30 protein-coding genes are annotated in these 25192 nt (G+C 40.9%); 1 reads left to right on the forward strand and 29 read right to left on the reverse strand.

What is annotated here, in order from left to right; translation table 11 throughout:
* Positions 1–2: 2 nt before the first annotated feature.
* The 13 genes from DI077_RS09245 to DI077_RS09305 form a co-directional block, all read right to left on the reverse strand.
* The gene (locus tag DI077_RS09245) at positions 3–527 is read right to left on the reverse strand and encodes a hypothetical protein (RefSeq protein WP_109019852.1); all 525 of its coding nucleotides are present in this window, start codon (positions 525–527) and stop codon (positions 3–5) included.
* Positions 527–2146, reverse strand: a complete 1620-nt coding sequence (locus DI077_RS09250; RefSeq protein WP_109019853.1) for a cell division FtsA domain-containing protein — start codon at positions 2144–2146, stop codon at positions 527–529. The genes DI077_RS09245 and DI077_RS09250 overlap by 1 nt, the downstream gene beginning before the upstream one ends.
* A 3-nt stretch (positions 2147–2149) precedes the next feature.
* The gene (locus tag DI077_RS09255; protein WP_242935144.1) at positions 2150–3250 is read right to left on the reverse strand and encodes a type II secretion system minor pseudopilin; all 1101 of its coding nucleotides are present in this window, start codon (positions 3248–3250) and stop codon (positions 2150–2152) included.
* Positions 3213–3845, reverse strand: coding sequence for a type II secretion system protein GspJ (locus DI077_RS09260; protein ID WP_109019855.1), 633 nt, complete (start codon positions 3843–3845; stop codon positions 3213–3215). The genes DI077_RS09255 and DI077_RS09260 overlap by 38 nt, the downstream gene beginning before the upstream one ends.
* Positions 3845–4387 (reverse strand): type IV pilus modification PilV family protein, encoded by a 543-nt coding sequence (locus DI077_RS09265; protein WP_109019856.1) that lies wholly within the window; start codon positions 4385–4387, stop codon positions 3845–3847. Before DI077_RS09265 ends, DI077_RS09260 begins: the two co-directional genes overlap by 1 nt.
* On the reverse strand, positions 4341–4880 hold the full coding sequence (locus DI077_RS09270; RefSeq protein ID WP_109019993.1) for a general secretion pathway protein GspH: 540 nt from the start codon (positions 4878–4880) through the stop codon (positions 4341–4343). The genes DI077_RS09265 and DI077_RS09270 overlap by 47 nt, the downstream gene beginning before the upstream one ends.
* Positions 4881–4979: 99 nt before the next feature.
* Positions 4980–5453 carry a type II secretion system protein GspG gene (locus DI077_RS09275; RefSeq protein WP_109019857.1) on the reverse strand — a complete coding sequence of 158 codons (474 nt, stop codon included), beginning with the start codon at positions 5451–5453 and terminating at the stop codon, positions 4980–4982.
* A gap of 19 nt (positions 5454–5472) precedes the next feature.
* Positions 5473–6699 carry a type II secretion system F family protein gene (locus DI077_RS09280; protein ID WP_109019858.1) on the reverse strand — a complete coding sequence of 409 codons (1227 nt, stop codon included), beginning with the start codon at positions 6697–6699 and terminating at the stop codon, positions 5473–5475.
* 7 nt (positions 6700–6706) lie between these two features.
* Positions 6707–8383, reverse strand: coding sequence for a type II secretion system ATPase GspE (gspE, locus tag DI077_RS09285; protein WP_109019859.1), 1677 nt, complete (start codon positions 8381–8383; stop codon positions 6707–6709).
* On the reverse strand, positions 8380–10179 hold the full coding sequence (gene gspD, locus DI077_RS09290; RefSeq protein ID WP_423241739.1) for a type II secretion system secretin GspD: 1800 nt from the start codon (positions 10177–10179) through the stop codon (positions 8380–8382). Before gspD ends, gspE begins: the two co-directional genes overlap by 4 nt.
* On the reverse strand, positions 10157–11071 hold the full coding sequence (locus DI077_RS09295) for a general secretion pathway protein GspC (protein ID WP_109019860.1): 915 nt from the start codon (positions 11069–11071) through the stop codon (positions 10157–10159). Before DI077_RS09295 ends, gspD begins: the two co-directional genes overlap by 23 nt.
* Positions 11072–11101: 30 nt before the next feature.
* The gene (locus tag DI077_RS09300; RefSeq protein ID WP_109019861.1) at positions 11102–12088 is read right to left on the reverse strand and encodes a M23 family metallopeptidase; all 987 of its coding nucleotides are present in this window, start codon (positions 12086–12088) and stop codon (positions 11102–11104) included.
* An 11-nt stretch (positions 12089–12099) separates the two neighbouring features.
* Positions 12100–12480 carry a type II secretion system-associated lipoprotein gene (locus tag DI077_RS09305; protein ID WP_109019862.1) on the reverse strand — a complete coding sequence of 127 codons (381 nt, stop codon included), beginning with the start codon at positions 12478–12480 and terminating at the stop codon, positions 12100–12102.
* A 121-nt stretch (positions 12481–12601) separates the two neighbouring features.
* Here DI077_RS09305 and DI077_RS09310 point away from each other — a divergent pair, with 121 nt between their 5' ends.
* On the forward strand, positions 12602–14083 hold the full coding sequence (locus DI077_RS09310; RefSeq protein ID WP_109019863.1) for an ATP-binding protein: 1482 nt from the start codon (positions 12602–12604) through the stop codon (positions 14081–14083).
* 1 nt (position 14084) lies between these two features.
* On the opposite strand, the gene DI077_RS09315 is transcribed toward DI077_RS09310, so the two are convergent.
* The 16 genes from DI077_RS09315 to DI077_RS09390 all read right to left on the reverse strand — a co-directional run bounded on the left by DI077_RS09315 (position 14085) and on the right by DI077_RS09390 (position 25192).
* Positions 14085–14285 (reverse strand): hypothetical protein, encoded by a 201-nt coding sequence (locus DI077_RS09315; protein ID WP_109019864.1) that lies wholly within the window; start codon positions 14283–14285, stop codon positions 14085–14087.
* A 102-nt stretch (positions 14286–14387) separates the two neighbouring features.
* Positions 14388–14732, reverse strand: a complete 345-nt coding sequence (locus DI077_RS09320) for a YraN family protein (RefSeq protein ID WP_109019865.1) — start codon at positions 14730–14732, stop codon at positions 14388–14390.
* A 7-nt stretch (positions 14733–14739) separates the two neighbouring features.
* Positions 14740–15924, reverse strand: coding sequence for a cyclic di-GMP phosphodiesterase (locus DI077_RS09325; RefSeq protein WP_109019866.1), 1185 nt, complete (start codon positions 15922–15924; stop codon positions 14740–14742).
* A gap of 34 nt (positions 15925–15958) precedes the next feature.
* Positions 15959–16219 carry an EscU/YscU/HrcU family type III secretion system export apparatus switch protein gene (locus DI077_RS09330; protein WP_167837127.1) on the reverse strand — a complete coding sequence of 87 codons (261 nt, stop codon included), beginning with the start codon at positions 16217–16219 and terminating at the stop codon, positions 15959–15961.
* The gene (locus DI077_RS09335) at positions 16216–16872 is read right to left on the reverse strand and encodes a hypothetical protein (protein ID WP_109019868.1); all 657 of its coding nucleotides are present in this window, start codon (positions 16870–16872) and stop codon (positions 16216–16218) included. Before DI077_RS09335 ends, DI077_RS09330 begins: the two co-directional genes overlap by 4 nt.
* On the reverse strand, positions 16856–17566 hold the full coding sequence (locus DI077_RS09340; RefSeq protein ID WP_341461798.1) for a ribonuclease HII: 711 nt from the start codon (positions 17564–17566) through the stop codon (positions 16856–16858). Before DI077_RS09340 ends, DI077_RS09335 begins: the two co-directional genes overlap by 17 nt.
* Positions 17548–17994, reverse strand: coding sequence for a 50S ribosomal protein L19 (rplS, locus tag DI077_RS09345; RefSeq protein ID WP_109019870.1), 447 nt, complete (start codon positions 17992–17994; stop codon positions 17548–17550). The genes DI077_RS09340 and rplS overlap by 19 nt, the downstream gene beginning before the upstream one ends.
* An 8-nt stretch (positions 17995–18002) precedes the next feature.
* Positions 18003–18656: a tRNA (guanosine(37)-N1)-methyltransferase TrmD gene (gene trmD / locus DI077_RS09350; RefSeq protein WP_109019871.1), complete on the reverse strand. Its 654-nt coding sequence runs from the start codon at positions 18654–18656 to the stop codon at positions 18003–18005.
* Positions 18646–19185, reverse strand: coding sequence for a ribosome maturation factor RimM (rimM, locus tag DI077_RS09355; RefSeq protein ID WP_109019872.1), 540 nt, complete (start codon positions 19183–19185; stop codon positions 18646–18648). The genes trmD and rimM overlap by 11 nt, the downstream gene beginning before the upstream one ends.
* Positions 19175–19405, reverse strand: a complete 231-nt coding sequence (locus DI077_RS09360; protein WP_109019873.1) for a KH domain-containing protein — start codon at positions 19403–19405, stop codon at positions 19175–19177. Before DI077_RS09360 ends, rimM begins: the two co-directional genes overlap by 11 nt.
* A 15-nt stretch (positions 19406–19420) precedes the next feature.
* Positions 19421–19678, reverse strand: coding sequence for a 30S ribosomal protein S16 (gene rpsP, locus DI077_RS09365; RefSeq protein WP_109019874.1), 258 nt, complete (start codon positions 19676–19678; stop codon positions 19421–19423).
* 60 nt (positions 19679–19738) lie between these two features.
* Positions 19739–20386, reverse strand: coding sequence for a ribulose-phosphate 3-epimerase (gene rpe, locus DI077_RS09370; protein ID WP_109019875.1), 648 nt, complete (start codon positions 20384–20386; stop codon positions 19739–19741).
* Between the two features lie 4 nt (positions 20387–20390).
* Entirely contained in the window at positions 20391–21410 is a 1020-nt protein-coding gene (locus DI077_RS09375; RefSeq protein ID WP_109019876.1) for a PASTA domain-containing protein, read from the reverse strand.
* Positions 21407–22360, reverse strand: coding sequence for a methionyl-tRNA formyltransferase (gene fmt, locus DI077_RS09380; protein ID WP_109019877.1), 954 nt, complete (start codon positions 22358–22360; stop codon positions 21407–21409). The genes DI077_RS09375 and fmt overlap by 4 nt, the downstream gene beginning before the upstream one ends.
* Before the next feature lie 44 nt (positions 22361–22404).
* Entirely contained in the window at positions 22405–24363 is a 1959-nt protein-coding gene (gene priA, locus DI077_RS09385) for a replication restart helicase PriA (protein WP_109019878.1), read from the reverse strand.
* Between the two features lie 7 nt (positions 24364–24370).
* Positions 24371–25192, reverse strand: coding sequence for a hypothetical protein (locus DI077_RS09390; protein WP_109019879.1), 822 nt, complete (start codon positions 25190–25192; stop codon positions 24371–24373).

Consider the following 25192-nt stretch of genomic DNA (forward strand, 5'->3'; position numbering starts at 1 on the left):
AATTATTTTCCTTTTGTGATTCTACTGTAAGATGAAACCTTTAGATTCACATCGTAAATTTCTTTTTCTGCAAAAGGTTTTCTAAAAGTAAGATAATCCACTTTTGCCTGAACCTGTTTGTTTTTTTCAATATCATAAATAAACTTGATTACATCCTGAAGCAAAACGGATCGAAACGATACATCGATCTGGATTTTATTATAATCCTTTCGAATAACAGTCGTTGTATCCTTCATGGTCTGAACTTTATCTTTCAGGTTATAACGAACCATAATTTGATCCAACTTGGAATACATTACGCTTACATCTTCTTCGCTTCCACCGGTTTGAAGACTTTTTAAATAATTAAATTCCCGAATCACCCGGTCCAACTGAGTCGCTTGGGAACGGGTTTCATAAATTTCTTCCGTAAGTTTGTTTCTTAAATCTACAAAAATGGAAAGAATCGTATAAATTCCGAGTGTTGCCACCAAAAACACGGCGCCGATAACAAGCATCCGTTCTCTATCATTTAACCGATCTAACATTATGGCTCATCCTTTGGAATGACAATATCCATTTTGATTTTAAAGCTTACTTTGTATTTGTTAACTCCGGTGATAAGTCTTTTGTTTAAAACCTGGATATTTGTGAATTTTTCCGATTTTTCAAGTGCTGCTTGAATGATACCTATTTCACCGAATTCATTTACCCTACCGTAAATTTGAATTTCGTTTTCATCAAAGTTGAATTGATCCAAAACAAAAGGCAAAACTTCCGAGGACGGAAATTGTTCGGTCGCTTCATTCAAAAGATCCAAAATACTTTCCTGCGAAAGAAAAAGACGATAAATCTCCGTTTTTTTCTTCTCCGCTTTCAGCTTGGATGCGGCAGTCATAAGGGGATCTTCGTCTTCCGAAATCTCACCGCCGATCCCTATCTTGTATTTTTCAGTCAGAATTTTTTTGTTCGCTGCAATCTTTCGATTGTCCAAAATAATCCCGATGATAAACACACCTAACAAAAGTAACAACGATATACTGATCAACACCAAATGAGGTTTGAATGCGGACAATCGAAAGGAATTGGTATTGATTCTTTTTGCAAATCCGGTTCCTAAAAAGTCAACCTGGTTGCGGGATTCGTAATGAACTCCCGTTGCTATTGCGGTAACAAGAGTAGGATCATCTATTCCTAAAAATTCATATCTACTCACCGCAATCCCGAGCCTGGATTGCATAAGCTCCGTCAAATCAAGAAATATACTCCCCCCACCTGATAACAAAAGTAATTCGGGTCTTTCATTTTCTGGTAAAGAAAAAATACTATTTTCCATTTCATGAATAATGGATTCGAATTTGGTTTGAATGAATTTTTTTATACTTTTGTAAGCAACGGGAGAAATGGAAAACTTGGTTAAAAATCTGGATTCCGCTTCCGAAGCCAAATCTGAGAATATGGAAAAATCAATGGAATGTTTGATCTCTTCGGCACGGGGAGAATCCACTTTCAATACACGAACGATTTCTTCCGTAATCTCTTCGCCGCCCATATAAATTTGTCTGGTATGGCGAAGTTTACCTTCATGTAAGATATTGAATATGGAATACTTTCCACCGATGTCCAACTGAAGGATTGATTTTTCTTTAATTAAAATATTATAATTTTTGGAAACAAGAGAAGACAAAACGAAGGAATCCAAAGACAAACAATTTAGATGAAGGTCCCCTTTGATAAAAGGTTTCAGTGCACGGTTTAATTCGGAATGATGAACATTGAAAGAAATGACTTCCGAAGCTTCCTTTCCGATCCTCCATGTTTTGCCTATGACTTCCAACTCTTCCATAGGATAGGGAACCAGATTTTCCACTTCAAATGGCAAAACTTCTTTGATCGCTTTTTCAGTGATCAGAGGAATACTCAAATCCCGAACAAACAGATTTTGAATTCCCAAGTTGATTAGGAAGTTCGTCTCTTCGGGAAAAAACGACTGTATAAACCGAACGATATTGTATTCGAAAGGATCACCTTCATTTTCATCCAGTTCCACAACTGACAAGGTTTCCGTTCTTAGTATTGTAATCTTTCCAAGGACTTTTTTAAAGAGTACTCCTTTTAGGAAAGTACTTCCGTAGTCGATGGCAAGGTATTGATCAAATGATAACATTTTCTAATCTTCCGTGTAGTATAACATCTGGTTGTTTGTGAGATCAAAGATTCCCGTTACTTTGCGAACAACTTTGTCTTTGATGATTCCGACCCCAGTGATTTTATATACTTCTCCCTTTGTCTTAATTCTTCCGCCTGAAACCTCTGTTCCTTCCCCCGCTAGTTCTTTATAAAGGGTCAATTCTCCGGAGGTTTTCACTTGAAATTCGGGTTCCTTCTCCAAGTCTTTCAACTCTTTAATGTACCCTCCTTTCTGCAACTTGAGTTTCAAAATTTTCATCGCCGCTTGTTTGGTCATAAAATCGGAAAGAGACATGAGCACAAAATAAGGCGCGGTGTTGATATTGATCCGATCGTCATAGGAATCCCCGTAAGGTAGATAGGCAGTGATATTGCTGGAAAGCACATAGTCTTTATCGGAACGAAGCGCTCTTTCTTCCTCCGTTAAAAAGTCCTTGGAATTGTTTTTATCATAGTCTTTCGGTTTCAAAGATTCATAGACAATGGAGCGATCAAACCCCTTTACATTCAGAAGTTCCGAGAGGGAATAAAAAGGAGCATTTTTGATTTTTCTGGGAGGTTTCAATCTGGAATAATAATATTGTTCCGCACCTCCCCCGGTTTCCTGATGATTTTCATCGATCCAGTCGAGTATGGGAAAAATCATCTCCCGTTTCAATCCGTATTGATAAAACAATCGGGACATCATTTCGATTGATCTTTGGTTCGGTTGGTCGTCGTAGATTTTTACGAGAGAATTGACATTGATTTTCCCGTCTTCCGGACTCATTGTATAATAAATCACTCCTCCCCCGAGAGGAATCGGAGGTGGGTCCAAAGCAAGACCTGATTGATAAAGTACATCTTCGGGAATCTTTTTCAATGCCCCGACGGCACCCATAAATCCCGCCTTAGCCAACATATGAGCTCGGAATCCGTCCGCTTGCGTTCGTGCAATCTGATATTCCGTAGCGGCATCCTGAAAGAATTTTCCCGCAGTGAATAGGGACGCTGATCCAAGTGCCATGATCAGCACAAGCACCATAAACCCACCACGCCTTCTTCTATTTGTATAATATGCCCGGATGCGCCAATGATTCATATTTTAAAAAACTATTTCCTACAAGAGATATGATTTCCACACGTACGAGCCGAGGGATTTTTTTCGTGGTCTTTGAATTCCAATCGTCCACCCATTTGTCCCCTCTTTCCGAATATTTCAATTGAAAGCTTTTTACATTTTCGAGTAAGATATGTTCAATTCCACCTTGGGTTGGGGAACTGTCCACCATCTCATCTTCCCGCCGAATTAAATAATAAAGGTCCGGAAGTTTAGGATTCTCCATCTTACGCAAGTAAAATGAAACTTCTCTGACAGAAGCGCTATCCTCCTCTTCCGCATAAGGATTGGAAGTGCAAAAACTAATCCTATCGTTTCTTTCTCCGGGAACCCCTTCCGTTTTTCCTGCAAATAAAACTCTTCTTTGATTATCGATATAATAAGTTCTGGTGATTGTAGCGCGGATATTTTCCACAGCATATAAAATATCTTTTCTGTTCGCTCCTTTTTGAGAAGCGCCTTTCTTTGCGATGTTATTCGAGGTATAAAACACCATGAAGATTCCCGTGAATATACTTCCAAGCACCATAATCACGATGGAAATTTCAATTAATGTAAATCCTCGCCTTAGTTTCATTAGTATTTAGTAGACCTGAATGTTTCTACGGTATAGGTAGCGTCCTTGATTCCATCCGGGTAAGTAATGGAAACTTTCACTCGAAAAACCTTCATAATACCACCGGTTTCGAAGTTTTTGGTCTGACTTCTTTTTTTCATCAAATCACTCAGGCCCACGTCCTTATCACCTAACATATCTTTCGGAGCTTTTTTTTTCAATTCCTCCGCATTCGGTCCAGCCGCGAGTTTCAGAAGGTCCATTTCTTCTTCCTTGATTTCCGTTTCAAAACGATACCCGGGAAATCCAGGAATTTCGCCTTTGGAAGTATCCGATTGCATCGTAGTGGAAGAATCCACTTGGGCCATTTTGATTTTAGCCAAGTGAACCGCATTGGAAAGTTGAACTCCCTTCTTTTGGTATTTCATTCCGTCCGCGATCATACTATAAGTATAAACCATGGCAACAGCGGCCATAGCCATACCTATGGTGACTTCAACTAAGGTAAAGCCTCGTCTACTTAGGGGACGAAGGAGGTTTGCCTTGTTTGCTACCGGTTGCATTTTGATCCATTTGCTCATCGCGCTCATCTAATCCGTAAGAAATTTTTTCCTGTTTGGAGGGTTCTTCATAAATATATTCGCCTTTGTGAATTTTGATCTTACCCCCGTAACGATACAACTGCATCGTTTTTTTGATCTCCGATTCGGAACCAATGTATAAAAATATATCCGTTGTCGTTCCTTGCGGGGAAAATAATATTTTTAAAACACCTTGGTAAGTGACCTTACCGGAAACATCTCTTGCTTTCAAAATCTTGGAATAAAAAGGAAGTTTGTTTTTTTTCAATATAGGCTCTTCTTCAATTCCGCCTTCTTCGCGTTTGAGTAAAAAAAACTGATACTCTGCCGTTTCAAAATTGTATTTAAAAGCAACGGATTGATTTGTTAGCTGAGCTTTCTCCGCCCCGAACTTAAAGGATTCCGAAAGTTTGGCGGATATGTCTTCCGTAGAAGGAACAAGTAGGTTTCGAAGGCTTCCTCCGATAAAGACCATAAGGAAACCCACGATAAAGATCACTAAAACCAGTTCGACAATGGTTAACCCGGATCGAACCGATTTCTGGCCGGCTTTTTGCCCGCCAAAAACTTTCATTTATTTTAAAGCTGTCGGATAATCTTCGGAATCCAAGATATTGAAGTCTTTGTTACGACCTTCTCCGCCATCTTTTTTATCAGCTCCGAGAGTTAGGATCTGATAGTTGTTATTCTCATCATATTTCATTTGATAAGGAGTTCCCCAAGGATCTTTCAAAACCGATTTATCTTTGATGAGCGGTTCATAATCCGCCGCGATTTCTTCATCATCCGGCCGTTCGATCAGAGCACGTAACCCTTGTTCTTCGGTAGGATACTTCGAAAATTTATCGAAATACTCTCTTAATTTGATTTCAAGAATGCGGCTATCGTTCTGAATCTTTAGTTTAGCTTGGCTGTCATTTCCACTACCAAAGTTTTTAAAACCGGCATATAGAATCCCCATAAGCGAACCAATGATAAGGATTACCACTGTTAATTCGATCAAGGTAAGTCCCTCTCTAGATTTGCGATTTTTTCCGATTCGTTTCATTATTCATTACCCCTAAACATTACATATTTTGAATTTCTTGAGTCAGTTTGTACATTGGCGTCATAATTGCCGCCATGATGGTGAAGATGATACCACCCATAACTAAAATCATGATCGGCTCCAAGGATTGGGTCAAAGATTTTATTGCAGTATCCACTTCACTTTCATAAATTTCGGAAAGTTTGGTCATCATCTCGGGAACTCTATCGGACGCTTCTCCAGCGTTCAACATACCTAGCACCATTTGAGATAAAATCTGAGATCCTTGCAAAGAATCGGAAAGTTTTCCACCTTCCTTGATTTTGATGATGGCTTGCGCAATTTCTTCCCTAAACACCGTATGGTTTACCACATCCGACACGATCTGTAAAGATGTAATCAAGGGAACACGGTTCATCAGGAGAATGGATAGATTTCTCGCAAAATTGGAAACCATCACTTTTTTGAGTAGCGGACCGATCACGGGAATCTTCAAAAGAATCCGATCCCAAGACTTTCTGCCGTTTTCGGTACTTTTCCATTTTCCGAAACTAAATCCGCTTACAACCAAACTGATAATAATCAACCACCAATAGTTGGTTAAAAAATAGGATAATCCGATGACTATCCTTGTGATCAAAGGTAAGGTAGCATTGAAGGATGCGAATAATTGTTCAATTTGAGGAATCACTACGATGAGTAAAAACACGGACACTGCCAAAGACAATGTTCCCATGATGATGGGATAAATCATCGCTACCTGGACTTTTGATTTTAGCTCCGCAGATTTTTCTTCCAGTTCCGCCAAACGGGTAAGAGTATCTTCATAATTTCCCGTGGATTCTCCGACGGAAATTAAAGAAGGATACTGGTCGGGAAAAACGGTCGGGTGTTTTTTCATGGACTCGGAGAGGGAAAGACCTTCCGTGATGTCCGCTCTGATTTCTATTAAAACTTTTTTTAAGTAGATGTTTTCCGTCTGATCGATGATAGACGCCAAACATCTGTCAAGCGGAATTCCTGCCCCCAAAAGAGTCCCTAACTGTTTGGAAAAAAGTCCTACCTCTTTTCTGGGAATACGATATAAAAACTGGGAAAGAAAAGGAAATAGCTCCCTTTCTTCTTTTTCGCGGTCTTCCAAGATCGAACGGACGTAAAGTCCCTTCACTTTTAATTTATTACGGGCAGCCTGAACATTGTTTGCATCTACAATGCCCTTTTCCTCTTTGCCCTTCCGGTTGAATGCTACGTACGTAAATAATGGCATGGGATGATTACGCTACCCGAATCACTTCATCAGGAGTCGTAACCCCTTGGATCACTTTGATTTTTCCGTAATCTCTCAATGTAGAAAGTCCGTTTTTTAATGCGATTTCCTTGATCCGGTTGGAGTCAGCACCTTGTAAAACGGCTTTTTTAATATCATCGTCGATGATCATCAGCTCGTAAATACCTGTTCTACCTTTATAACCTGAGTTCATACAGGTTGGACATCCTTTACCTTTGTAAAGTACTCCATTTTTCAGTTCTTTTCTGGAAATTCCAAGACCCGCCAAATCCTTGTCGGTAGGTTTGTAAGCTACTTTACAATCCTTACAAATAACACGCACCAGTCGTTGCGCCATAAAACCCAGAACCGTGGAAGTAATCAAATAAGGCTCGATCCCCATATCCGCCAAACGAGTCACAGATGAGGCGGCATCGTTCGTATGCAGTGTGGAGAATACCAAGTGACCCGTAAGAGAAGCTTGAATGGCGATCCGCGCGGTCTCCTCATCCCGGATTTCCCCCACCATTACCACGTCCGGATCCTGACGAAGAATAGAACGAAGTCCCGCTGCAAACGTAAGTCCGATTTTGTCGTTCATCTGCATTTGAGAGATACCATCAATCTGATATTCCACAGGATCTTCGCAAGTGATGATGTTCCTTTCTTCCGTATTGATTTCGGTGAGTGCGGAATAGAGAGTGGTTGATTTTCCCGAACCGGTAGGTCCCGTTACCAGAATGATTCCGTAGGGTTTGTAAATCAAATCCTTGAATGTATTTAGAATATGATCGGTGAATCCCATCGTATAAATGGAATATTTCTGATCGGTTTTATTCAATAACCGCATTACAATCCGTTCGCCGAACTGGCAAGGAATGATGGAAACCCTTACGTCCACGTCTTTTCCGGCAAGCCTGAGTTTGATCCGACCGTCCTGAGGAAGCCTGTTCTCTGCGATGTTCAGATTGGACATGATTTTGATACGAGTGGAAATTCCCGCCAAATATGACTTAGGGGGAGAAAGGACTTTTTGCAATACCCCGTCCACCCGGTAACGTACGATGACTGTTTTCTCAAACGGCTCGATGTGAATATCCGAAGCTCTTTCCGAAACTGCCTGCGAAAGAATCACGTTCACCATCTTAATGATAGGTGCTTCGTTGGAAAGATCAAGCGCATCCGTTTCGAATGCATCGGAAAGGTCTCCGAAAGACCCGTCCATCTCATCCATCATCTCTTTCGCTTCGGCAGTACTCTTATCGAATTGCGAATGTACAATTCGCATGATTTCCTGTTCGGGAGCTAAAACAAATTCTATATCATAACCTTTCAAAAAGGAGCGGATATCATCCATAGGATGCAAATCAGTAGGATCACTCGTTGCTACTTTGATTTTGTTTTTTTCAACGGAAAAAGGTACTATTTTGGATCTTTGAACGAGTTTTAGAGGAATGCGTGCGTAAATTTCTTCGTTTTGCTGGAATTCCAATTTTTCACGGAACTCCAATCTATGTAATTTGGAAAGTGCCTTGAGGATATCTATCTCCGAAGCAAGACCCTTCTTTTGTATAATATGCGTTAGAGGGAGGTTTGTTTTTTCTTGTTGTTTGGTTAAATCGTCGAGATCCTTAACAGTAAGAATCCCGTCTTCTAAGAGGATTTGCCCTAGGCTTTTTCTCATCTCAATCTCTTATCTCTATCTTCGACCATTCTTTCTTGTTCGTTTTTCTTTTGAATGGTCATACGATCGGATTTTTCCCTGTCTTCCAGAATATGCGGAGTCAAAAATACCATTAGGTTTGTTTTTCTAAGTTGGTTTGTCGTTCTTCGGAAAAGATTTCCAATCAAAGGGATCTCACCTAAAATCGGGATCTTCTGAACCTTTTTTTGTCTATCGTTGGAAAGCAATCCCCCGATAACAATAGTTTGGATATTGTCCACTACGATTGTAGTTTTGATATCCCGTTTATTGAAGGTAGGGTTTCCTCCCGTTGCTTCGGAAGAAATTCCCGCAACGTTCTTAATTTCCTGGTATAAATCCAAAGTGATGCGGTTGTTTTTATTGATATGAGGAGTGAATTTTAATTTAATCCCTGTTGGTCGGTATTCAAAGTTCGCAACCGTTACAGCGTTGTCTCCACCTGTTCCCGCATTTCTGTTTTGGGTTCTGACGGGCACATCCTGTCCGACGTTGATCTCCGCTTCCTGATTGTCCAAAGTTAGAATTTGCGGAGCGGACAATACATTGAAGTTTTCATTTGTGGAATTGGCATTTAAGATACCTATGATCTGTTCCCCACCTCTCTTTAAGAACCCAAGGGAGAATCCGGACAAAGTGTTTACGTTCGTAGGTCGACCGTTTTTATCAATAACCCCGCCCGTTGCCGCAAGACCTGTGTTAAACTGCCCATACGCCAGTTTTTGGTAACGCCAGTCGATACCGAAGTCGTTCAGATCCGTAGAGGTCAATTCCACGATCAAAACCTCGAGTAACACCTGTTTTCTGGCAGAGTCCAGAATTTTGATGATTTTTTTGATTTCTTCCCATTCTTGCGGGGTTGCAGTTACGATCAAAGAGTTGGATTCTTTGTGAGCGACTGCTTTGATTTTTTCCAGTTTTCCGCCGGGAGGACGGTTTTGATTTTGCGGAGTTGGAACAACAGGAGGAGGTTGTTTGATTTCTCCCCCTTCTGCGGGAGGACTTCCCGGCGGAGCGGTGGGAGCATCCGGCATATCCAATTTAACTAAAATTGCAGCCAATTTTTCAGCTTCATTGTATTCCAATGTATAGATATGAATGTCTCCCGCCGAGGAAATCGCACCGGGGCCTTCGATTCTAACATCAAGATTATCAACTAACTTAAGTAACTTGTTAATGTCCGCAGTGGAACCTGAGAAAATTAAAGTGTTTTGATTTTTAGGAATGATGATATCGGTATCAACGGAAGTGACTCTTTTTAAGATCGGCTCGAGTTCGAGAGCATTTGAAAACTCCAAAGGAACGATTTGAGTGATCGTTTTATTCAAACCGATTTCACTTTCCGGAATCGGATCTTTTCCTATGCGAACGATTTGGGATTTGGCAAGTGCGTCCTTTATCTTTACCACTTTGATGAGATCGTTTTCTTCAATCAGACCGAAACCTTGGGACTCTAGCACGGATTTCATAAATCCGTAGGCATCATCGACTTTGACTCTTTTCTGAGAGATGATCGTAACTTTTTTGCCTTTCACGGAATCATCAATCAGAATGTTTCTTTTGATGATGGCACTCATTCCCATAAGGAAATCTTTGAGTTCCGTATCTCTCCAATCCGCAGTAAAACTGACCGGCTCCGCACTGGAATTGTTTCCCGATTTGGATTTTAATTTTACCTTCTCTTGGGAGAAGGTAGGAGTCACAATCAGATAGAAAATAGCAAATAACAATAAAACTGCGAAATTTCGTTTCATTCTAGTTCCGTATAATAAACTCATATGTGATAATCTTGCCTTGTCTTTCCAAATCGATTGTAATTTTAGGAGCCTGTTTCACAGAACCCCAGATTTCTAACATTTTCTCAGTATCGTTCAAAGGCATTCCATTCACCCTTCTCACAATGTCCCCGCTTCTGGCTCCCAAGGCATAAAAAACATGGTCTTTTGCAACTTGGTAGAGTTTGTATCCCTCAATCTTTCCATCAACTAAATGAGGTCCAAAACGGGCATTTTTATAAATGGTATTCGGATCTTTCAGTTTTCGGTTCACGTCTTCTCTGGAAAGGACTTTTTGAACCGTTTGAGTGGAGGCAAGTGGTGCAGGTGCTCCTTCCTCGGTTTTAGGGCGGATTCTTTCCTTAGCTTGAGCTGGGGTCTCGCCAATATTCACCCTTAGGCTTAAGCCACCCTTTTTCAACACTACATAATGTTGTTCTATGGATTGGACCTTATACCCTCCCACCATTTCCCCTACCGCATATTCTTCCGAGTCGTTGGCCGTTTTTTCCCGAATGGTCACCCGGGCAAAAGACCAATGTCCCGAAAGGGTTCCTGTAACAATCATTTGGTCCGCATCACCATTATCAGCTGCAATTTCGGGATCCAGATCCTGACCGTCGGGTCCTTTGTTACTTGCTTGGTTCGGATCATAAACCACTCCGCGAATCAAATTCCCGGAAACCAATTCTTCATAGGTGGTAACGGCAAGTACCACTTCCTGTTTTGCTAATTTAGGTTTGGGGAGAGAAGCAAGACTCGCACCGGACTCCGTACTGAAAATAAGAAGTAAGATCAGTCGGGAAAGATAAGCCAATGAGAAAGAAAATAAAATAACCGCAGGTATAAGCGTAAAAAATTTATTACTTTGAATGCGTGCGAAAACAGAATTCATAAGCGATGTTCCCTTGGGAACAGTTCCCTTTTAAATCCCAGCAACTTCCGATTTCGGGAGTTTGGTTACGAACTTTTCTGTGAAATTAAGTGCAGTTTCTGGGTTCATCAGTTTTCCATTGCGAAAAACCTCAAAATGAAGGTGGGCGCCAGTAGCAGTCCCTGTTCTTCCTACGGCAGCGATGACTCTTCCCATTTTAACAGCTTCCCCCACCTCAACTAAAATCTGTGAGCAATGGGCGTAAACCGTTTTATATCCATTTTTGTGTTGGATGATGACTGAGTTTCCGTAACCGCCGTTTCTTCCTGTGAAAATCACTTCCCCATCAGCAGAGGCAAGAACCGCGGTTCCCACTTTTGCAGCCAGATCTAGGCCGGTATGATAAACACGGTTGTATTTATTAAACGGATCCACTCTTCTTCCGTAACGGGAAGTCACTCTGCTTTGCGGGACAGGAAGGATGAAGATCTTTTTTTTGATCACCCGGGAAGAAGAAGCATTTTTGGTTTGGACCGGAATCTCTAAAATTTGTCCCAATTTTAAATTGGTGGAAACAAGTGAATTGTGTTTTTTGATCCGGGCAACATCAGAACCGAAAGCACGGGAGATTTTAGAAAGATTATCCTTTTTTTGGACGGTATACTTTTTAATTACGATTCCGGACTCATGAACTACGGTATTGCTGATCACAGGAGAAACATTGATGTATTTGGGAAGGTCGAAGGAAGCGACTTCCTCATCTTCTTCTTCTCCGGAATTGATCCCCATCGCAAATAATTTCTGGATTTCGGCATCTTGGTTTCCAAAGAGCTTAAACATGCCGGAAGATTGAGGTGTCGTGAGAGATCTTTCCACTTCCTCGTTAAAACGGGCAAATGGGTTGGCTTGGAGGCCGGCTGTCAAAAAAAGACAGGTAGATACCAGAAAAATCCTTCTCACATAAAAAATATCGGATAAGAAACCAATGAATCTTGAATTTAAGAAAAAGAAAGAAATCGCATGTAAAAATCGAAGCATCCCAAACCTAACTACTTTTTTGTTTTTTTATCTTTCGGTTCAAAGACTTGAAACTTATCCTGAACCCAGGCATCAACGTCTTCGAACTCGTATTTTAATTTTTTCACATCTTCATTGATTATGTAGGCAGCAAGCTTGCCTACGGAGTTCTCTCTCGACTCATTCGCCGGATAGAACTTAAGTTTGAGTAAGGATGGGGTGGATTCCACATAGATTCGCACCTGAGTGCCTTTTTTCCAAATCTCTTCGGGAGAGAGACGCACATCTTCTTTGAGGAGATAAACTTTCTCATCATAATAAGCGTTAATCTCTCTTAATCTTTCTTTTTCAATCAATCTATGAGAACAACTAAAGAAGAAGAGCAAAATGAATAATAAATGGAACCGAAACAACCTACCTACCTAAACAAACTCTTTGAAAAGAGAACAGAATTTGCTTAAAAAAGAAAGCTAATTTTTATTTTTTCGAACCAAACACCGATAATTCCCGCCTATTCCTTTTATACAGGTATATATGTTTCCACAATTGGCAGAAGTAACGAGTTTGCATTTAGAGAAAAGAGGAGCGAGTCCCATCCAGGTTGAAATCGGGATTAAAAAAGGACTTCCTTTGTTCCATCTTTTGGGAAATGCCTCGCAAAGTATGAAGGAATCCAGAGATCGGATCAGAATGGCGATGGAAGCAAGTGGATTTTCCTTTCCCATGGATACGATCGTGGTCAATCTCACCCCCTCTCACCTAGCAAAGAAATGCGCTTTTTTGGATCTGGCCATTGCCATAGGTATTTTAAAAGCTACAGGACAGGCGAAATTTTCTTTTCCCGAAAATACGATTATACTGGGGTCTCTCAGTTTGAATGGAAATGTACTCGGAGAAAGAGATCTTCTTCCTTTGCTTTGGTTCCGAAACTTTTCGGAAACTGACACTGTGATTTTGCCCGGATCTCTTCGGGGGGAAATCATCCCGCAGGGAAACTACATATTCTTAGAAAGCCTGAGTGATTTGTCTTTTCCCTCCACCGTGGAAAAAACAGCAAAATGCGAAATCCCTTTGATCGGAGAGCCGGAAGAATCCTGGTCTTCCGCATTTCTCTCCGATTCCCAATCTGCTGCCTTGTACCAGCTCTGTATTGCCGCTTTAGGACGTCATCATACTCTTTTGATAGGAAACCCCGGGGAAGGCAAAACGATGCTCGCTAAAATGCTGAGCTCTCTTTTACCAAGCTGGACCAAAGAAGAAGTGGAGTCCACTTTCAAAGGAAGCCTTAGTACGGTTTTATATGGGCGGGCATTGGAAGTAGGAAAACGTCCGTTTCGCTCCCCCCACCATACTTGCACCGAACAATCCCTGGTAGGAGGAGGAACTCCGATCCAACCGGGAGAAATATCGCTCGCCCAAGGAGGGATTTTGTTTTTAGACGAATTGGGAGAATTCAAAGAAAAATCCATAGAAAGCCTGAGGGAGCCTATGGAAGAAAAAAGAATTCATATAACGCGCGTAAATGGAAAAGAAATATTGCCTGCGGATTGTATGATTTTGGGCGCGATGAACCCCTGCCCTTGCGGAAATTACGGAAGCAAAAAACTTTGCAATTGTTCCCATCAGAGAATCAGATCTTATTTAAGAAAATTATCAGGGCCCTTTCTGGACAGAATCTGTTTGGTGATTTCTCTTTTTTCCAATGATGAAAAGAGAAAAGTTCAAATCAAAGAAAAGGACATGAAACAAAAACTGGAAGATAGTTTTCAATTCAGGCAAGAAAGAATGGCAAGTGAAAGTTGGAAACGGAAACCAAATCTTATAAAAGAAGATCTCTTGGAGGAATACTGTAAAAAATACAAAATAAACAATTTCTCCTTTCGAAAAAGAAGAGATTGGATGTCTCTATCCAGAACTGTTGCGGATTGGAACCTATCATCTGAAATAGAGGGGAAACATTTTTTAGAAGCATTTGAAATGATTTCATCCGGAAGTTGGTTACAAGAATTTTGTTAACCTACTTCGAGATAAAATGAGAGATTTCCATAGCTATTTTATTGATCGCATAATCCATATAAGCCGGATCATTTACTTTTTTCTTATAAGTAGCGCTTTTTTTCTCGATTGTGGATGCCATTCCCCTTTTGCGCAAAAGAACGGGATCCGGTCCGAATTCATCGGTTTCAGCAAGATTTCCTAATATACTAAATTGTCTCATGAGTTACTTCCTTGTAACGAACATACTCTCATCCTTGAGAGCAGATCCCGTTAGGGATACTGAATCCATCGGCGGGTAAGAAAAAACCCTTGATGAAGTATTTTAGAATAGATGGGAATAAAAACTCACTTCCCTTTTTTCGTTTATATGGAGCAAACAAAATGACACTGTTAGGTGAGAAAGCGCGGGATAAGTTTTGGTCAGATAATAATATACCTTCCTCATTCGATTCTTTTTTGTCTCATTAAAGACCTGCAAAGGATGGAAATGGCGGGTTTGGTTCCAGGTTTTTACCTCGGTGCAATAAAGAACTTCCCCGGAGAAGCTGATTATGTCCAATTCCCCGAATCTATTTCTGAAATTGGAAATGAGTATGGAATGTCCCAGGGAATCCAGGTAATCCGCTCCGAAATCCTCTCCCCATTTGCCTAACTCTGTTTTTTTCACCGATATTTTAATAAATTTGAGCGAACGGGATGGCTTTTTGGATGTACGTATTCAAATCGATCATCAAATCCACAAATTCCAAAAGTTTCAACCGATTGCCTTCAGCATCTTTTGTTATGCGAATGACCGGACGGAGAGGTTTGTCTTTGTTGGAATCAATTACGATTCCGGTTCGATTATCAGACAATAAAACTCCCGATCCGATGGGAAACATTCCCAGTTTATTTAGAAACAACCGAACCATTTTCAAATCGAAACGATTTACATTCACACTGATCATAAGTTTCATCGCATCATAAGGAAGAAATGCGGGTCGATAAGGTCTAGTTGCTATCATTGCGGAAAACTGATCCGCAATCATAAATACCCTTGTCAGTTCTTCCATTTCGTTGGAAGTGATCTTCTGAGGATAACCGGTACCGTCCACCGCTTCATGGTGTTGAAGGGCAACGATCGCAAGTGAGTTTTTAAGTTTCAATCTTTGAGTGAGAATTTGATAACCTGTAACGGGATGCCTTTTGATCGTCTTATGATCCAGCTCCGTTAAAGCTGTTTTTTTCTCGGAAACTTCTTCCGGAACAGTGACCATTCCCATGTCTGCAAATATGGCGGCGATTGCCAGATCAATCAGCTTGGGCCTCGAAAACTCCAAATAAGTTCCGAGCAGAATGGAAAAAAAGGTCGCATAACAGATATGAGAATATAGATAATAACCCGAATGGGAATGTGCAAATAATAAAATGGGCAACTGCGGATTTGATTTTACATGATCAGTGATTCTCTCTGCAATATCACGAAATTCCCTGATTTCAGTGTATTTTCCTTCGGAAGCGGATCTGTATGTTTTTTGAACCAGCTCGAAACAGTCTTTGAATAAAGCGGTAAACTCCACTTTATTGCCATTTGCTTTATCCAGGATATACTTTCCCCGAGCGGAAGTCTCATCATTATGAGATAAAGGGAGATTTGTATCGAGGTAATTGGAATTTTCGGAACTTGCTTTGATGGATTCTTTCTCAGTAACAAGTTCCCCGTCCGTAAGAACAAAAGAAATTCCGAATTGTCTGAGTCTGTCTAAGTCCTGCTGGGTGATAGGTTGTCCAGAGCTCACGAGCACCGTGTCTTTGTCTAAGTAAACCGAACGGTTGAATTTTGTTCCTGCCGCCAGGTCTTGAATCGGTATCTTTCGCATGTTTGGCAAATTTTACTATGAAGTTGCTATGGGATCAATTGTTTTTCTCATTTTGTAGGGAAAGTAGATATCGGAATATAACCGAGACGGAATCGTAAAGTTCCCTGGGGATTTCAGTGCCTACGGGGAGTTTGGCAAGAGAATCCGCCAATAGTTTATCTTCGATCAGATTGATTTCATTTTCTTCCGCAATCTTACAGATTTGTTCCGCCTTTCTTCCTTCTGCGGAAGCAAGTACAAATGGGGCTTTATGAATCTTGGAATCAAACTGAAGCGCGACTGCTTTCTTTTTCACGCGAACATCCCTCGGATCTCGGATTCGAATTCAGCAGAATCTCTGTTAGGTTCCATAAAGAAACGGATCTCTCCAATCCCTGAAAAAGCGGGCTTTAGTTTGGGAATATCCTTTTTCAACCTAGTTAAAGTGTGAGGCAAATTCGCTTTCATTTCCAAAATTCCTTCTTCGGGAGAAGAATTTGAAAAATAGAACAAAATCCATATTTTTCCCGTAATCAAAGATTCGAACAAAGCGCAAAAATAATAATCCGCCTCTCCTTCTTTCTGAAAAAAACCTTCAAAGGAACGTTTCTTCTTCTTATCCTGGAAATGAATTCTGTTTTTGGTCCATTGGATTTCAGGAAAGAGAAAATTCCAAAGAGGTTTCCATTCGATGGATTTCGGATCGGACTTCTCCGTTGCATGTTGCCATTGTTCCGTCTTGGATTCATTAAAGAATCCGTTTCGTATTTTCAGAAAAGAAGCTAACTCTTGTTTATTGCTTCCCGACCAATCGGGATTTTTAAGATTGTTTTTTAAAAGTTGTGAAGTATGGGTTCCATGAACCGGAACAGAGGATTTGAACTCTTTCGGATCAACCAGCTTTTCATTCCACCTACCTTGGGTAGATAGAAAGGTTCTTAGAATTAAGGAATCAAGCGAGTGGATCATTTGGAAATAGTTCTTCTTTCACTACTTCCTCTCGGAGAAATTTTAAAAAACTCAACCTATGGATTCTGGAAATTCCCAGTTTTTTGACCTGATTTCGATGGAATTCGGTTCCATAACCCTTATGTTTGGCAAACCCGTAACCGGGAAAGACAGTTTCCATTTTCTCCATCCAATCATCCCTATAGGTTTTAGCAAGAACCGATGCGGCGGAAATGCTAGGCATAAGATCATCTCCTTTTGGCAATGAGAAGTAACCTTCGATTGGTTTGGAGATTTTAATTTTATAATTCCCATCCACAAATAGAAACGGATGAGGGATAAGATTTTTAGGGATGGAACGGTTGATTCCGTAAAAGATAGCTTGATTGATATTGTAACGATCGATAAACTTATGAGAAACAAACACGACTCGCCAAACTTTCGCTAGTTTTTTAACTTCTTCCGCAAAAAATCTTCTTTTTTCCAAACTCAAAAGTTTGGAATCCCGAATTCCTTTCAGAACTTCCCCGGATTGGATTTTTTCTATTGTTTCAATATCAAACGAGACCATGCCTATAGCGACAGGGCCGGCTAATGTGCCGCGCCCGGCTTCGTCAATGGAGAGAATGGGGAGATGTTTGGGAAGGGAAAGCTCCGGAAAGTAAGGCCTTTTCGGAGCTTTGTCGAAAGAAAGATCTATGCCGGTTGAGCGGATTCGGCAGCAGCTGCTTTCGTTGCAGCAGTTTTGGTAGCAATCGCCTCATCCTGTCTTTTTTTCTCTTTGGCAACCATTGCTTGGCCACCTTTTCTTTCTTTGATTCTTCCCGACTTACCTGTTTTTTCACGTAAGTAGTAAAGTTTAGCACGTCTTACACTACCTTTTCTAACCAACTCTAATCTTGCGATTCGAGGGCTATGAAGAGGGAAAATTCTTTCCACTCCGATATCATAAGAAATACGTCTTACTGTAAAAGTTTTGCTTGCGCCTTTGTTGGAAATCGAGATCACAACGCCTTCATAAACCTGGATTCTTTCTTTTCCAGATTCAACAATTTTGTAATGAACTTTAATCGTATCACCGATTTCAAAATTGAGCTCGTTTTTAAACTCGCCTTCTAGCGCCTTTTCTAAGATCTGATTCATGGCTTCCTCTAAGAATGATTTCTTGTCTTGCGGTTATTTTGCCGCCACTTTCGGATTTCTTCGTGATTGCCGTTCACAAGTACATCCGGAACAGTCCAACCCATAAATTCGTAAGGTTTGGTAAACTGAGGGTATTCCAACTCTTCTTCTTCGTTGTGAGACTCTTCTTCCAAGCTCGCTTCCTTGCCCAAAAAGCCCGGAACAAAACGCGAAATACAGTCCGCCACAACCAAGGAAGCTAAATCCCCTGATGAAATTACATAGTTTCCAATAGCCACTTCCCTGTCAATTAAATGCTCCGTAACCCGATGATCTACCCCTTCATAGTAGCCGGAAATAAAGGTAAAACAATCGGAACTCGCATAGAGTTCTTTTGCCAATTTTTGATCGAACAATTCGCCTGAAGGAGACATGAGAACTACAAGACCTTTTTTATCTCCTAAGGACTCAAGTGCCCGATATACCGGACCAACCTGCAATAACATGCCCGGTCCTCCTCCGTAAATCGTATCGTCGACTTTCTGGTGTTTGTTGCCGGCAAAGTCTCTCAAATGGATTGTATTGATATCGATAAAGCCGTTGTTTTTGGCTTTGCCTGGGATTCCGGATTGAAAATAGGATTCGATTTTGTCAGGGAAAAGAGTGATAAAATTAAACTGCAAACCAATCCTCCCAGGAAATCACTTCGATTTGGATTTTTTGCAAATCCCAATCCCCCACGTATTTATTTAAAAACGGGACGAGAACTTCCTTTGGTTCTATTTCTTCTTTTGCAACAAAACGAAGAATAGGATGGGCTGCATTGTCGATGACTTCCTTTACAAAGTAACCGAGTCCCTTTTCCCCCAACACGTGAGTTGCCTCCAAACCGATTAAATCCAATACATAGACTTCGCCCGGAGCCGGTTTGGGAAGTTCCGATTTTTTTAAAAATATACCTGCCTGGCGGAATACCACAACAGCTTCAGGGGTTTCATATCCTTCCAATTTCGCTAAATAGAAGCTGGAATGTTTTTTGATTTCAAGGATCTTAACTTGCTTTTTTGTTCCACCGACTAACTCGACGGAACAAACAATCGGAGTCTTGAGGATTGCTAATGTTTCACCCTCTGTATGGATTCGAATGAGACCTTTGATTCCGTGGGTTGCACCAAAGTCGCCGACTTTGATGATACTTGGATCAGTCGACAATTTCTAAAGTGTAGTTTTTGCCTTGTTTGGTGCCAGCGGCTTGGAGAACTGTTCGCAAAGACTTTGCTATGCGACCGTTTTTTCCGATGACTTTTCCCAAATCTTTTTGAGCCACTCGAAGCTCAATGACCGTTTCCTCTTCTCCAGGCACTTGATTTACAACTACCTGGTCAGGTTGGTCTACTAGGGAATGAACTATATAACGAACAAGTGATTCCATTTGGATACTAGAATCTTAACCTTTGTATTTTGACCAGATGCCGTTCTTTTTAAGAAGAGCAAGGACAGTGTCAGTTGGTTGCGCGCCTTTTTTGAGCCAAGAAAGAGTTTTCTCTTCATTGAAATCAGACTGTTTTACCGCAGATGCAGTTGGGTGAAAATGGCCTACAGCCTCAATGAAACGACCGTCACGAGGAGATCGGATATCCGCCGCAACAATACGGTAGTGTGGATCTGCTTTCGTTCCAGTTCTCTGTAATCTTAACTTTACCAAGAAAGTGTACCTCTTTTGCTACAGGTTTTAAAAACTAGCCTCCCCTGTCAAGAGTGAGTTTTAACCCTTCGCCAAATCCTTCAATTTTTTTCCCTGTTCGTTCGGATTTCCGGTTTTAAATAGCCCGGAACCGACAACACACAAGTCCACTCCCAGTTTTTCCAGCTCCCGGATATTGGATTCATTGACTCCTCCATCCACTTCCAGCTCGATTCCGTAGGGAGAAGTCATCTTGCGAACCTTTTCAATTTTTTCAAATCCGGTTTTGATAAAGGATTGGCCGTAAAAACCGGGATCAACCGTCATCAAAAGTACCAAATCAAGATAAGGTAGAATCGTAGAAATCGCTTCCGGAGGAGTCGCAGGATTCAGAGAAACTCCTACCTTGCAACCTGCCTTTCTGATCTCTTCTGCCAACCGAACTGCAAAATGAGTCGTTTCTATATGAAATGTAACGCAGTAAGGTTTCAATTCCAAATATTTTTGAACATGATCTTCCGGTTTTGCGACCATAAGATGTACATCCAAAGGGATATCAGTGAGTTCTCCCACTTCTTTGGTAATCGCTTCCCCAAAAGAAATCTGAGGGACAAAGTTTCCGTCCATTACATCCATATGAATGTAATCGATATTCTCTTTTTTAAATGTAGGAAGAATGGTGGATAATGCGGTCATTTTTGCCGCAAGGATAGAGGCGGAAATTTTCATAGATTTAGTATTTTCCTTTGAATGTCCAAGACTTGGCTTCACCGGTATTCTGGCCAACTAACGTCAGCTTGGTTTCCTTGCTGCGATAAAACGCGAGGTTGACAACCTGATCTTCTTCCAGGTTTTGAGAACTAAGGATGTCTTTTTTCACTTCATTCCCGGATCTTTCATCCGTATAAGTGAGAGTGGCAGTATAAATATCCTTATCATCCACTTCGTAACTTACGGATTCATATACATAATTCAGTTTTTCCTCAGCCTTTAAAAAATTCACATCCATAACCGCGCCTTTGGGAGTGAGTTTGATGGAGCTGATCTTTCCATTGTCATCTCGGAATTCCGGTTTTTTAAATTCGGTAATCGTATAGGGAATTTTTCTTCTTTGAAAGGAATCCACCGCAAAAGGAAGAGGGACTCCTAAAAAATCGGATTCTTTCAAGACTTCCGCATTACTTTGATTAGTTTTTTCTTTGGCGCTGGACTCGGTAACAAGTAAAAATATCTTTTCACCTGAATGAGTTTCTTTGCCTGGGGCGGGAATCTGGTCGATCACAGTATCAGGAGGTTCGTCCCCAACGGAAGGAACATAGGTAATCCCTCCAATGGTCAGAGGAACGTAAACATCTCCTGCAAGTACCTTTTCCAAAACGGCTTTCGCCCGTTTCAAATCCTGACCTTTCAGATCGGGAACGGTAATCCGGTCGAATCCCACATTGACGGTAACATAAAGTTTTGAACCTGCTTCCACTTCTTTTCCCGGATCGATGGACTGAGATAAAATCACCCCGTCCGTTTTTTCAGGAATCCGAAGAGTCTCCAATCTCACTTTCAATTGCAACCGTTGTAACTCATTATGCACTTCAATGTAATTTTTTCCGATGATCAAAGGCATTGTAACCTTTTGTTCGTCTTTGGTACGAACCACGACCACAAGGAATGCTCCCACAAAAAAAATCAAAAGCCCGAGGCTGATAAATAAAACATAACCACTGTAAGGTAGGATTTTAAGAAATTTCTCTTTCACGTAAATGTTTCTCCAAGGGATGCCCTTGCTCCGTTAAAAAAATCGAAACCGCTCATCGGTTTTTTCCCTTCAGGCTGAAGAGTCTCTATACCTAGCAGGTTTCCGTCTCCGCAGACGCAGAAAAGTCTTTTTTTCTCACCGATTAAAAAGCTTCCGAGGGGAAGATCCGATGTAATAGGTCTTAGATCGGCGGTAAAAAAAGACCGGTTGATAATCACTCTTTTTTCGCGAAAAACAGTGTATGCCAAAGGGTCGGGATAGAGAGCTCGGATTTGATTGTGAATTTCAAATGCGGAACGGGTCCAGTTTATGGATCTATCTTCCGGTCCGATTTTGCGGCAATGAGTGGCGAGGGAATGGTCTTGGGGGATTTTGGGAAGCGGTTTTGATTCCAAATTCCGAATCATATCGATCAAAGGAAGAGCTCCTTTTGCAGTGATAGCGTCTAACAAATCTTTGGTTGTTTCTTCCTGTCCGACTACCCAACTTTCCTGAACGACTATATCTCCCGAATCCACTTCCTTTGCCAAATGTTGGATCGTAAATCCTGAGATAGTCTCCCCACTCAATAAAAAAGATTGAACGGGAGAAGCACCTCTGTATTTAGGAAGCAAACTTCCGTGCAAATTGATGCTTCCGTATTTGGGAAACTGAAACACCACTTCGGGAATGATCGAACCGTAGGCATAAACGATATGAATGGAAGAAGGATAGGAGCAGATTTTCTTTTTCGCATCTTCATCCAAACGAAGTCGTTCCGATTGAATGATCGGGATGGAATGTTCCGATGCCAGTTGTTTTACAGGAGTGGGAGTGAGTTCTTTTTTTCTTCCCACAGGTCTGTCGGGATTGGTAACAACAAAGTCAACGGATATGCCCGCCTCAAGCAACAAGCCTAATAATTTTGCAGAATGTGAGGGTGATCCGAAATAACCGATAGAGATTGACATGATTTTCCTTTTCTATTCCAGATTTTACCGATTCGGGAATGGAATCAAACCAAATCCACCGGATCAAAGTCGTATTCCACATAACACCGGATATCCTGTTTCACTTGTTCTTTCAGTGTTTTCAATACTTCTCTGATTTTTTGAATGGTTTTCGATTTGATCAATATATGATGTCTGAAATTATTATCAATTTTATAAAAAGGACAGGGAGAAGGGCCCAGAATGTCGATCCCATCACCCTCTTCTATCAAATGAACTAAAACTTCTTTATAATGAACAGATAGTTTTGCGGAACGATCTTCGTCTTTGGATCGAAATACCAGTCTTGCAAGCCGTGAAAAAGGAGGATATCGTAAGGAATGTCGAAATGCTATTTCCCATTCGTAAAATTCTTCGTAATTTTGGCGAAGCGCCATTTGAATCACCGGATGAGTGGGATCCGTAGCTTGGATAAATACTTCTCCGGGGATATCCCCACGCCCGGCACGTCCCGCCACTTGAGCTAAAAGAGAAAAAGTTCTTTCGGCACTTCTAAAATCCGGAACGCCTAACCCGTGATTGGCGTTCAAAATCCCAACCAATGTTACATTCGGAAAATCGAGACCCTTGGCCACCATTTGGGTGCCGGTAAGAATATCCAATTCCTTGGATTCCAATCTTTCCAACACTTCTTTTACTATATCTTTATTGCGCGTAGAATCTTGATCCAGTCTTTCTACTTTTGCTTGAGGAAAGATGGAAACAAGAGTCTCTTCCAGTTTCTGAGTACCAGCTCCCACAAGTTCGATTTCACCTTCTTCCGCCTGCAATTGTTTGAAAGAAATTTTATAACCGCAAAGATGACACATCACCAAACCCTGGTTATGATAACAAAGTGAAGAAGTGCATTTAGGACAAGGTAAAAATTCGTTTTTGGATTTGGAATGGATTAAAGGACTATATCCTCTTCGATTCAGAAGAATCAAGGTTTGTTCTTTTTTTTTCAACCGGTCTTGGATTCTGAATTGCAGATCTCCCGAAACCAATTGGTGATCATCTTTCATTTTTCCGATTTCTATTTTGGCGAGTGTAGCGTTCGGATTCGCTCTTTTGGTTAATTTATGAAACCCGATTCGTCCCTGCTTTGCCTGGAAAAATATTTCCAGGCTGGGTGTGGCACTTCCCATAACCAGCTTTCCCGAACGTTCTTTGATCCTTTGGAGGGCAACCTGGCGGGCATGATAACGAGGGTTTGAATTTTCCTTATAGGATCCGTCGTGCTCTTCATCAATGATGATCAAATCTATATTTTTCAAAGGTGCAAATACTGCGGATCTGGTCCCGATCACGATCCGTTTTTTACCTTCCAAAACATCAGTATAATTTTGAAACTTTTCGGATGTGCGGAGATGGGAATGTAAAATGGCAATCTCACCGGGAAAAATCCTTTCGATTCTTTGTACTGTGGGAAATGTCAGACTGATTTCCGGAACAAGAAAAAGAATGGATCCATCCGTGTTTTCCAAATAATGTTTCATCAGATGAATGTATACTTCCGTTTTACCGCTCCCCGTGATTCCGAAAAGCAAATGCACAATTTCTTCGGGACCAGAACGAAGGATGCTTTCAAAAGCTAATTTTTGTTCATCGTTCAGTTGTTGTAAATTCTCGTGTCTGATTATCAGGTCGGATCGGTGAGTTTTTATTTTTCTTTTTCCTCGAGGAAGCATTTTAAATAATGCTTCTCCCAAAGAAGACAGATATGACTCGCTCATCCAATCTCCTAATTCTATCTGTTCTTTCGTGATGACAGGAGAGGAATCTATTACCTTTATGATTTTTTTTACTTTGTAATTCGGCTCGTTGTTGTGAGACTCAAGGACGATTCCTTCCACTTCTTCATTCCCCACTTCCACAACTACACGAACACCAGGACTAATACCGGTAACATCATCAGGAAGCAGATAAGTCAAAGACCGATCATTCCAACTCACATTGACAGCGACCTCTACATAACTGATCATATAATATTTAAGAAATATATTTGGAAATGGATTTCAATTGATCTAAAAATTGAGTTTCAAGGGATTGTTTTTCCTGCGCGTATTGAAACAAAACACTCTCTTCTCCCGAGTTCGATTTCGATTTTTCCTCAAGAAATACAAGCGCCTCAGGAGATCTGAGAGTTAATACGGGAATTTTCTTATCGCCGAAATCCCAATGAACGATCTTTCCCAAATGATCTTTTGCTTTATCACCAAACACAAGCCTGGCGGAAGATCCCAAAAGGACGATCCCTTGGATATCGAAGTCGGTAATATTGTCCTGGATATGAATCTTGCATGTATCAATCCTGGTTTTCCAATCTTCTTCTTTCGAATTTGTATTTGAAAAATTGCAAGCCGGATACTCTTGATAAAAAAACTCCTGATAGGAAAATCCGAATGCTTTCTCAATCAGAGAACTCCAGATTTTCTCAGTCAAAATTTCCCTAAAAATCTGATTGGGGCTTCTTTTCACAAAGGGTTTGTCTTTGGGCGAGACTGCACCGGAATAATGCAAAACTAAGATCGGTTTCCTACCTCTATAGAAAAAATTCCTTATACCCGAGATCTTTCCCGAACATAGTGTACAAGGAAAATTGACCACTTCCCTATTGGTTCTTTGTTTTTCTTTTGTTTCCTTTGCTTTTTGTTCCGAGCTTTTTTTGGTCAATGCTTTCCATGGAAAATGGATATCACCCGGATCAGGTTCATGATTCAAATGAAATATAGGTAAAGACTGTTTTTTGAGAAAATATTTCGTTTCTTCGATAATATCCACAAGTTGGTTGAATAATTCCTTCTGATTCAT

Source organism: Leptospira kobayashii, assembly GCF_003114835.2.
GTDB lineage: Bacteria > Spirochaetota > Leptospiria > Leptospirales > Leptospiraceae > Leptospira_A > Leptospira_A kobayashii.

Coding starts and splice junctions, on each gene's coding strand:
- DI077_RS09245 (WP_109019852.1), bottom strand. CDS start 527: ATGTTAGATCGGTTAAATGATAGAGAACGGATGCTTGTTATCGGCGCC.
- DI077_RS09250 (WP_109019853.1), bottom strand. CDS start 2,146: ATGTTATCATTTGATCAATACCTTGCCATCGACTACGGAAGTACTTTC.
- DI077_RS09255 (WP_242935144.1), bottom strand. CDS start 3,250: ATGAATCATTGGCGCATCCGGGCATATTATACAAATAGAAGAAGGCGT.
- DI077_RS09260 (WP_109019855.1), bottom strand. CDS start 3,845: ATGAAACTAAGGCGAGGATTTACATTAATTGAAATTTCCATCGTGATT.
- DI077_RS09265 (WP_109019856.1), bottom strand. CDS start 4,387: ATGCAACCGGTAGCAAACAAGGCAAACCTCCTTCGTCCCCTAAGTAGA.
- DI077_RS09270 (WP_109019993.1), bottom strand. CDS start 4,880: ATGGTCTTTATCGGAGGAAGCCTTCGAAACCTACTTGTTCCTTCTACG.
- DI077_RS09275 (WP_109019857.1), bottom strand. CDS start 5,453: ATGAAACGAATCGGAAAAAATCGCAAATCTAGAGAGGGACTTACCTTG.
- DI077_RS09280 (WP_109019858.1), bottom strand. CDS start 6,699: ATGCCATTATTTACGTACGTAGCATTCAACCGGAAGGGCAAAGAGGAA.
- gspE (WP_109019859.1), bottom strand. CDS start 8,383: ATGAGAAAAAGCCTAGGGCAAATCCTCTTAGAAGACGGGATTCTTACT.
- gspD (WP_423241739.1), bottom strand. CDS start 10,179: ATGAGTTTATTATACGGAACTAGAATGAAACGAAATTTCGCAGTTTTA.
- DI077_RS09295 (WP_109019860.1), bottom strand. CDS start 11,071: ATGAATTCTGTTTTCGCACGCATTCAAAGTAATAAATTTTTTACGCTT.
- DI077_RS09300 (WP_109019861.1), bottom strand. CDS start 12,088: ATGCTTCGATTTTTACATGCGATTTCTTTCTTTTTCTTAAATTCAAGA.
- DI077_RS09310 (WP_109019863.1), top strand. CDS start 12,602: ATGTTTCCACAATTGGCAGAAGTAACGAGTTTGCATTTAGAGAAAAGA.
- DI077_RS09315 (WP_109019864.1), bottom strand. CDS start 14,285: ATGAGACAATTTAGTATATTAGGAAATCTTGCTGAAACCGATGAATTC.
- DI077_RS09325 (WP_109019866.1), bottom strand. CDS start 15,924: ATGCGAAAGATACCGATTCAAGACCTGGCGGCAGGAACAAAATTCAAC.
- DI077_RS09335 (WP_109019868.1), bottom strand. CDS start 16,872: ATGATCCACTCGCTTGATTCCTTAATTCTAAGAACCTTTCTATCTACC.
- rplS (WP_109019870.1), bottom strand. CDS start 17,994: ATGAATCAGATCTTAGAAAAGGCGCTAGAAGGCGAGTTTAAAAACGAG.
- DI077_RS09360 (WP_109019873.1), bottom strand. CDS start 19,405: ATGGAATCACTTGTTCGTTATATAGTTCATTCCCTAGTAGACCAACCT.
- rpe (WP_109019875.1), bottom strand. CDS start 20,386: ATGAAAATTTCCGCCTCTATCCTTGCGGCAAAAATGACCGCATTATCC.
- fmt (WP_109019877.1), bottom strand. CDS start 22,360: ATGTCAATCTCTATCGGTTATTTCGGATCACCCTCACATTCTGCAAAA.
- priA (WP_109019878.1), bottom strand. CDS start 24,363: ATGATCAGTTATGTAGAGGTCGCTGTCAATGTGAGTTGGAATGATCGG.
- DI077_RS09390 (WP_109019879.1), bottom strand. CDS start 25,192: ATGAATCAGAAGGAATTATTCAACCAACTTGTGGATATTATCGAAGAA.